The sequence below is a fragment of the Nostoc cf. edaphicum LEGE 07299 genome (genome assembly GCF_015207245.1).
In the GTDB taxonomy this organism is placed as follows: domain Bacteria; phylum Cyanobacteriota; class Cyanobacteriia; order Cyanobacteriales; family Nostocaceae; genus Nostoc; species Nostoc edaphicum_B.
Genome location: NZ_JADEXF010000108.1, coordinates 1 through 8164, shown reverse-complemented (window position 1 = coordinate 8164; position 8164 = coordinate 1). Strand labels below are relative to the sequence as shown.

Sequence of the window (8164 nt, the reverse complement as noted above, 5' to 3'; positions counted from 1 at the left end):
AACTTCTCTTTCATCAGAACGTTATTATGCTTTACCTATACAGACATTTTTATCTTTTCAGGCTTTTGAAGATTATTTTGAAGATGAGAGAAGAATTGATAATGTCTCTTTACGAGATATTTTAGCTCGGTACGTTTCTACACTTGCTTTAGCATATAATATTTTGCCCATTGACTCTAATTATCAGAATATTCCTTACGTAGTTTTCAATAGTGGTGCAATGGATAAATTAGGGAAAAACCTATTTAATGAAAATCAAATATTTCAGTCTAAAGAAATGAATATTCTAAATTTAATTCTTTCTCAAGAAGATTGATTTTACATGAAATTTGATCGCACTTGTGAAAGTTAAAATGCTCAATCCAATAACCCCACTCTTACTCTACAAAAACTATGCAAAATCTCACCAGAATTACTCGCAATCCTGAAATGATGGGTGGCAAACCCTGTATTCGGGGAATGCGTATTACTGTTGGTACTATCGTCGGGTTAATGGCATCTGGACACAGTAATAGTGACATCCTCAAGGCATATCCCTACCTCGAAGAAGCCGACATCTATGAAGCACTTGCCTACGCTGCATGGAGAGCTGAAGAAATTGAAGTCCCTCTTAGAAGTGCATGAAAATTTTGATTGATATGAACCTTTCTCCTGATTGGGTTGCGGTTTTTGAGAGGTACAATATCTCTGCTGTCCACTGGTCTACAGTTGGCGATCCCCGTGAGAAAGATTCAATAATTATGGAGTGGGCAACAACTAATGGATATATCGTCTTTACTCACGATTTAGACTTCGGTTCCCTGCTTGCTGCTACAGGTGCTGATACTCCCAGTGTCATTCAGGTTCGTACCCAGGATGTTTTGCCAAAAAGTATTGAAAATCTAGTTATTTCAGCCCTGAATCAGTTTGAGTCTTCACTAGAGACAGGCGCATTGGTCACTGTTGACCAAGCCCAATCCAGAGTGCGTATTCTACCAATTAGACGCGGATAGTTTTAGGGAAATATTGCTAACTCAGTTTCCGGATCAAAAAAGTGAATTTTCTCTGGAGTTAGAGATAACCAAAGTTGCTCACCGGGTTGTACAAATCGGTCTGGTGGTATTCGCACTTGTAGGGAATTGGCTGTAGTAGCAGGTTTAGATCCCGGTTCGGCAATCTTAACAGCGAGAAAGGAATCGTTGCCGAGATTCTCTACCAAATCTACTTGCACTGGGAGATTTTTGGTGGCAGGCATACTCAAGTTCAAGTGTTCTGGGCGAATGCCTAAAATTAGAGTTTTTCCATCATATTTTTGTAAAGCTTTTCCCCATACTTCTGGCAGGGTGAAACGCAACTGGGAATGAGTAATCAACTGCGGGGCATGAAATTCTACAGGAATAAAATTCATCGGTGGTGAACCAATGAATTCTGCTACAAAAAGATTGGCAGGACGGTTGTAAAGTTCTAAGGGAGAAGCAACTTGTTGAATTTTACCTTCAGACATAATCGCAATACGATCGCCCATTGTCATCGCTTCTGTTTGGTCGTGGGTGACGTAAATTGTCGTTGTCCCCAGTTGGCGCTGCAATTTGACAATTTGGGCGCGGGTTTCCGCCCGCAGTTTGGCATCTAAATTAGAAAGCGGTTCATCCATTAAAAACACTTGGGGGTCACGCGCGATCGCTCTTCCCAATGCAACCCGTTGTCTTTGTCCCCCAGAAAGCTGTTTGGGTAAGCGATTCAGCAATGTTTCGATTTGCAACAGTTGAGCAACACTACGCACCTGCTGATCCACCGCCCGTTCTTTGTCAGAAGTGTAGCGCAATCCTTTAGGTAACTTCCTTGTCGTCCCCACAAAAAGATTTTCCGCCCACGCCCGAATATAGGGAGTATTTTCTCCTCTGCTCCCCTGCTCCTCTGCTCCCCTGCTTCCCCTGCGGCGTAACCCAAAGGCGATGTTGTCATACACCGTCATGTGAGGATAGAGGGCGTAATTTTGAAACACCATTGCGATGTCGCGTTCTTTGGGTGGTAAGTCATTGATCAAGCGATCGCCTATCCAGATATTACCGCCAGTCATCGTTTCTAAGCCAGCGATTAACCGCAGTAAGGTGCTTTTCCCACAACCAGAAGGGCCTACCAGCACCATAAACTCGCCATCTGCGATCGTCAGGTTAATCCGCCGCAAGACATTGACACTTCCCGCACGTTCCTGCGCTGCATCATTCTCCCCAGAGGTGAGGGGAGATTGGGTTTGTGAGGTAACACTTTCCCCTTTACGCGGGGAAAAACTTTTATAAACGTTTTCTAAAACAACTTGAGACACAACTAATTATTGTCATTGGGGATTGGGCATTGGGCATGGGGGAGCCACTTGCTCCACTTGGGGTCTCCCCAAGTGGAGCAAGTGGCGTCATTGGGCATTGGATTTGGACTAATGACTAATGACTAATGACCAATGACAGTTTAGCGCCCATCATAATACACCTTCTATGTAAATACGAAAAGTTAAAAAAACAGCTTGCACTATCAAAAGCAAACTATCCTGAATTTTAGGGCTATCAGGAGGTGTTGTTATGACTACCGATGTACCTAAAAATCTTTCCCAAGAACCAAGCGTTAATCCTGTCCATGACATTGTAGACGTACAAACCACAGATTGTTGCATTGTGGGTGGGGGGCCGGCAGGAGCAGTATTGGCGCTGTTGTTAGCGCGTCAAGGCATTTCTGTGATGCTGCTGGAAGCACACAAAGACTTCGATCGCGATTTTCGCGGTGATACGATTCATCCATCAGTGATGGAAATTATGGAGGAATTGGGACTTAGCGATCGCTTGCTAAAACTCCCCCATACTAAAATGCGCCAAATTAGTATTCAAACTCCTCAAGATACCGTCACATTCGCAGATTTTAGTCATCTGAAAACTCATTATCCCTACATTACAATGCTTCCCCAGGTGAAATTTCTGGAGTTCATCACCCAAGAAGCACAAAAATATCCTAGTTTCCATCTGGTGATGGGTGCGAATGTGCAGGAATTAATTATGGAAAATGCCGAAATTCAAGGTGTCCGCTATCGGGGAGGCGGTGGCTGGCATGAAATCCGGGCAATAGTGACAGTTGGTGCAGACGGTCGCCACTCACGTTTACGCCACCTGGGTGAGTTTGAGTCAATCGAAACCTCGCCGCCAATGGATGTACTCTGGTTTCGCCTACCGCGTCAGCCAGAAGACCCAGAGGGAGGAATGGGGCGCTTTGGTCAAGGTAAGCTAATTGCCATGCTTGACCGTGGTGATGAGTGGCAACTTGCCTATGTCATTCCTAAAGGAGGCTATCAACAACTACGGGCTGCGGGTTTGGAGGAATTAAAAAAATCTGTTGTCGAAGTCGTGCCAGAATTCCAGCAACGCATCCAAAATTTACATGATTGGTCACAAATAGCTTTTCTCTCAGTCGAGTCTAGCCGTGTCAAACACTGGTATCGTCCAGGACTCTTACTCATCGGTGATGCTGCTCATATAATGTCCCCGGTTGGTGGAGTAGGCATTAACTACGCGATTCAAGATGCTGTAGTCGCGGCGAATGTACTCAGCAAACCACTCAAAAACGGACAAGTACAACTTAGCGACCTAGCAAAAGTACAGCGTCAACGTGAGTTGCCCACACGCATCATTCAGGCGTTTCAAACTTTTATCCAAAAACGTGTATTGGCCCCGGTTCTCACCTCAAATCGCACCTTTGTACCACCTGCGTTTTTGCGCTTACCTATTTTGCGCGACCTTCCAGCCAGGTTGATCGCCTTGGGTGTTTTTCCAGTTCACGTCAAGGCTTAATATTTGCCAATAATTTTTTCTATTTAATCAATGGGTGGTACAATTATACTACTCATGCAGAATTCAATGCTCATTTAGTCAGGCGAGGGTGGCGAGCAGCATACTCAATGCTGTTCAAAGCGATGTCTACGACGGGCTACGCCTACGCTTGGCTTTTATGCTAGAAATGACTAAAAAGAATTCAGCACCCAGGTGGTCGCCGAGCGTAGCCGAGGTGAGTTAGAAGTCAGAATTGATAAAGAGTTTAGTATGATTGGTATATTCATTCATCAAGTGTTCATTCTGAATTCTGAATTCTGACTCCTGAATTCTGTGAGAAAATTTGTTCAAACATTATTAAAAAATGCAAACAATTAAACCTATCTAGATATTAATTGGCACTACATAGAAAAACCCCTCTCTTTCAATCAGTACTTTTTGCAGTCAGGAGTAATTTTAATGAACAGCTGCGTTTTGATGGCGGAAATTATTAACGAGCCGCAACTCCGTTATACAGCAGATAATTTGGGAGTCACGGAAATGCTAGTGCAGTTTCCCAATTCCCAAAAACCAGAAGATCCGCCAGCCACCTTGAAAGTTGTCGGCTGGGGAAATTTAGCGACAGAAATTCAGCAAAATTACCACCAAGGCGATCGCGTCATCTTGGTAGGACGTTTAACGATGAATACTGTTGATCGTCAAGAAGGGTTTAAAGAAAAACGCGCTGAATTGACAGTACAACAAATTCAATCTGTTGGAGGTAGTTTTGATACCGATCCATCGCCCTCAGCAACCGTAACTCCATCATTCACTGAAACTGCTCCCCGACAAGCATCTTCAGCATCTCGTCCGGCACAGAAAGAGGTTCCTAGTTACGAGTCAGCACGTCCAGCACCTACTCCAGCAACAAATCCTGTTGGCGTTACTCCCCAAACGACAAGTTACGAACCCGTACCCCAACCAACAAATTATGAGCGAACCACTTATCCAGCAGTGAAAGAGCAAGAACCAGATCCAGATGATATTCCCTTCTAAAATTGGTAGTTGAGCGTGTATTCAGTTTGCTCACATACTTAGCAGGAAGTATTACGATTAGACAATTTGTACAAATAGCCATCCTTTAGGATGTGCTATTTTTTTGTCTACTTTGACCCTTTGATTTCACTAATTCTCCATTTTTCCATGTAATACCAATTTGAAAAAAGAGTGCGACAGATGGATTAACATAACCGAGACACAAAAGGCGATTCCCAATCCAAAATCTAAAATGGTATAAGCTACAATCAAAATTACTCATCGATTATTTTCCTGGCACTGCCATGACCATTTCTCTACCACCGAAACTCAATAGTCTTCCCACAACACTACCCATTGAGGGGGCGGTTCGGATTGATTTAGAGGAAGGGATTCCAGTTTTTCGAGCATCCAGCACTGTTCAAAGTCGGATTGAAGAATTATTAACGAAACAGCAAAAGACTCCACTTAGTGCAGAAGAAGAAAAAGAACTTGATTGCTACGAAGAAATTGATGACTACCTAAGCTTTGTAAATCGCACAATTCGTAATTTGTCTGTTGCTCCAACTCAGCAAGTATAATAAATTGTGTCTTCTCGTAGCAAGATTTCTGAATCTATACAAAAGCAAGTACGTCAACGCGCCAACTACTTGTGTGAGTACTGTCATGCATCTGAACAATGGCAATATGTGCAATTCACAGTAGATCATAACTATGCCATTGTCATTAGGTGGAACAGATAATTTGGAAAATCTGGCGTTGGCTTGCTTTCACTGCAATCGCAGGAAGACAAATCGGCTTACAGCAACTGACCCTCAATCTGGAGAAGAAGTTTTACTGTTTAATCCGCGATCGCACATTTGGAGTGAGCATTTTATCTGGTCTGCGGATGGACTGCTAATTGTTGGTTTGACACCTATTGGACGAGCGACCGTCACTCTATTAACCTTGAATCGGGAACGGATTATTAATATTCGTGCATCTGATAAAGAAATCGGTCGGCATCCATCAATGGACGATCCAATTCAAAGGTAAAAACCAAATTTATCCACATATACATCAAAACTATTGTTAAAATCAAATAATTTTAAGTTAATATTTCTAACTAACTCCTATGAGAGAAACTGTCCTAGAGGTTCGCAATCTCCAAGTTGAATTTCCCGGTGATGGCAATACTGTCAGAGCTTTGGATGGTATTTCCTTTGGGCTGCATCGAGGTGAAACTCTAGGAATAGTAGGAGAATCGGGGAGTGGTAAATCAGTGACAGCCCTAGCTGTGATGGGTTTGTTGCAAAGTCCCGGTATAGTTACTGGCGGTGAAATCTGGTTTCGTCCACAGGAGAATGGCAACCCCATCGATTTGGTAAAACTGCCTCCTGAGCAAATGCAGTTACACCGGGGTGGCGACATTGCGATGATTTTTCAAGAACCGATGAGTTCGCTTAATCCGGTTTATAACATTGGGTTTCAGCTAACAGAAGCGATTATGCGGCATCAAAATGTGTCAGCAGCCCAAGCACGACAAATTGCGATCGCAGGTCTACAAGAGGTTAAACTTCTACCTAGCGATGAAGAGATACAGCAGCAGTATATCGAAACTTGGCACCAAACCAACGCCAATTCATCTAAACCAGATGGGCCAAAGTTGGCACAAATGGTTAAAGAACATAAAGAAGCCATGCTGGAACGCTACCCTCATGAACTTTCTGGGGGTCAGTTGCAACGGGTAATGATTGCAATGGCAATTTCTTGCAACCCATTAATCTTAATTGCCGATGAACCAACCACAGCTTTGGATGTGACGGTGCAAGCGACTATTTTGGAGTTAATGCGAGAATTGCAGCAAAGCCGTGACATGGCAATGATTTTCATTACGCACGACTTGGGGCTAATTTCAGAAATTGCTGACCAAGTAGCGGTGATGTATAAAGGTAAAGTTGTCGAATCTGGTACTTCTCGGCAAATTTTTAGTACTCCCCAGCATCCATATACTAAAGGTTTGATAGCTTGTCGCCCCACACTCAACCGCCGTCCCCAAAAATTACTCACTGTTTCCGACTACATGAGTGCAGAAGAGACGCCAACGGGACAAGTAGTAATTCAAGCGAAAGAACCCGCACAACCCACAGAAATCACCACTGAAGAGATTGCTGCAAGATTGGCAAACTTTAATGAGAAGGAACCTCTGCTGCAAATCCGCAACCTGAAAGTTGGTTTTCCAGTGCGCGGGGTGCTTGGTGGGACAAAACGCTACAATATGGCAGTGAATGGGGTTTCCTTTGATGTCAAACCAGGAGAAACAGTAGGTTTGGTGGGAGAATCTGGTTGCGGTAAAACTACCCTTGGCAGAACCTTGCTGCGATTAATTGAGCCGATGAGTGGTCAGATTATCTTTGAAAAACAAGATATTACTAGCCTCAAAGGAGAAGCGTTGCAAAAACTGCGGCGAGAAATGCAAATAGTCTTCCAAAATCCTTTTAGTTCGCTCGATCCCCGGATGAAGGTTGGGGACGCGGTAATGGAACCGTTGTTAATTCACGCTGTTGGGAAGACAAAACAACAACGACGCCAGCGAGTAGTCGAACTCTTAGAACGGGTGGGGTTGAGTGCAGATGCGATTAACCGCTATCCTCATCAGTTTTCTGGCGGTCAACGCCAACGGATTTGCATAGCCCGTTCTTTGGCGTTAAATCCTAAGTTTATCATCTGCGATGAGTCAGTTTCAGCGCTAGATGTTTCTGTACAGGCGCAGGTATTAAATCTTCTCAAAGAATTACAGTCAGACTTTCAGCTTACCTATATTTTTATTTCTCACGATTTAAGTGTAGTGAAATTTATGAGCGATCGCATTTTAGTCATGAATCGCGGTCAAATTGTTGAAGAAGGTACAGCCGAAAGCATTTACCAAGAACCTAAAGAAGAATACACGCAAAAATTAATTGCTGCGATTCCTACGGGTAGTGCTGAACGTGTGCGAAATCGGCATCTGAAGGCTTTATAGAAACAGAATTCAGGAGTCAGGAGTCAATACGGTTCAGTTAAGGAAAATTGTAAGTTGGGTTAAGCAAGGCGCAACCCAACAAAGCCCCGAAAATGTTGGGTTTCGTTCCTCAACCCAACCTACACATTTCAAGGTTTTTGGCACTAACTGAAGTGTATTGAGTCAGGAGTCAGAATGGGCTAAACGCCCCGCTACCGCTAACAGCATGAATTCTGTACAAGTGGCGTATAGCGAGTATTCGAGTGTCACGTCTGAATAAACGGCGTTTTTGCACTCTTACTAAATATGCAGATTTAGTTGTTTTGATTCTGATATTATGTCTGCATAATTAGGGCTTGCTGACCACAGTCATTACACC

At 43.5% G+C, this 8164-nt stretch carries 9 protein-coding genes; 8 read left to right on the top strand and 1 reads right to left on the bottom strand.

The genetic code is table 11. The features are described 5' to 3' along the window. The 3 genes from IQ229_RS05035 to IQ229_RS05025 form a co-directional block, all read left to right on the top strand. A partial coding sequence (locus IQ229_RS05035; protein WP_194041829.1) for a hypothetical protein occupies positions 1 to 316 on the top strand: 316 nt, incomplete at its 5' end. 77 nt (positions 317 to 393) lie between these two features. Beyond that, a complete protein-coding gene (locus IQ229_RS05030; RefSeq protein WP_194041827.1) occupies positions 394 to 624 on the top strand; it encodes a DUF433 domain-containing protein in 231 nt (76 codons plus the stop codon). After that, the gene (locus IQ229_RS05025) at positions 621 to 992 is read left to right on the top strand and encodes a DUF5615 family PIN-like protein (protein WP_194041825.1); all 372 of its coding nucleotides are present in this window, start codon (positions 621 to 623) and stop codon (positions 990 to 992) included. The genes IQ229_RS05030 and IQ229_RS05025 overlap by 4 nt, the downstream gene beginning before the upstream one ends. A 2-nt stretch (positions 993 to 994) precedes the next feature. On the opposite strand, the gene IQ229_RS05020 is transcribed toward IQ229_RS05025, so the two are convergent. Then, the gene (locus IQ229_RS05020; protein WP_194041822.1) at positions 995 to 2305 is read right to left on the bottom strand and encodes an ABC transporter ATP-binding protein; all 1311 of its coding nucleotides are present in this window, start codon (positions 2303 to 2305) and stop codon (positions 995 to 997) included. 250 nt (positions 2306 to 2555) lie between these two features. Here IQ229_RS05020 and IQ229_RS05015 point away from each other — a divergent pair, with 250 nt between their 5' ends. The 5 genes from IQ229_RS05015 to IQ229_RS04995 all read left to right on the top strand — a co-directional run bounded on the left by IQ229_RS05015 (position 2556) and on the right by IQ229_RS04995 (position 7806). Then, positions 2556 to 3812 carry an FAD-dependent oxidoreductase gene (locus IQ229_RS05015; protein WP_194041820.1) on the top strand — a complete coding sequence of 419 codons (1257 nt, stop codon included), beginning with the start codon at positions 2556 to 2558 and terminating at the stop codon, positions 3810 to 3812. 438 nt (positions 3813 to 4250) lie between these two features. Continuing rightward, entirely contained in the window at positions 4251 to 4826 is a 576-nt protein-coding gene (locus tag IQ229_RS05010) for a single-stranded DNA-binding protein (protein WP_194041818.1), read from the top strand. A gap of 284 nt (positions 4827 to 5110) precedes the next feature. Then, positions 5111 to 5386: a hypothetical protein gene (locus tag IQ229_RS05005; RefSeq protein WP_194041816.1), complete on the top strand. Its 276-nt coding sequence runs from the start codon at positions 5111 to 5113 to the stop codon at positions 5384 to 5386. 133 nt (positions 5387 to 5519) lie between these two features. Next, on the top strand, positions 5520 to 5840 hold the full coding sequence (locus tag IQ229_RS05000) for an HNH endonuclease (RefSeq protein ID WP_228013146.1): 321 nt from the start codon (positions 5520 to 5522) through the stop codon (positions 5838 to 5840). Between the two features lie 79 nt (positions 5841 to 5919). Next, entirely contained in the window at positions 5920 to 7806 is a 1887-nt protein-coding gene (locus tag IQ229_RS04995) for an ABC transporter ATP-binding protein (protein WP_194041814.1), read from the top strand. The last annotated feature ends 358 nt before the right edge of the window (positions 7807 to 8164 follow it).